Below are 258 nucleotides of genomic sequence, written 5' to 3'. Positions count from 1 at the left end.
ACAAGCGCGTGTTCCTATCCCCTCTTTGGATGCCAGAGGAGAGGGGCATAACCTCGGATAACAGTGGAAAGGAATATAGGATGAGACAACATTTCAAACACATCGTTATCCGTCACAAGCCTGTGCCCATAGTCTACGTCCTCGAGTCACCGGAACTTTTTGACGAATCTGACGACGATTTTCTACTCTCAGTATGAGCCCACAGCTGTGGGACGACGGGGCTGGCATGGATTATAATTGAGTGGCATAGAATTTATG

At 48.1% G+C, this 258-nt stretch carries 1 protein-coding gene; it reads left to right on the top strand.

Translation table 11 applies throughout. The annotated features are described in order from the left end of the window. On the top strand, nt 1–197 hold a 197-nt coding region (locus JEM65_RS22770; protein ID WP_233530837.1), incomplete at its 5' end, for a hypothetical protein. Nucleotides 198–258 lie beyond the last annotated feature (61 nt).

It is taken from the genome of Gelidibacter salicanalis (assembly GCF_016469035.1).
GTDB lineage: Bacteria > Bacteroidota > Bacteroidia > Flavobacteriales > Flavobacteriaceae > Gelidibacter > Gelidibacter salicanalis_A.
Note: the sequence above shows the minus strand (reverse complement) of the source record. Positions and strands in the feature narration are given on the sequence as shown.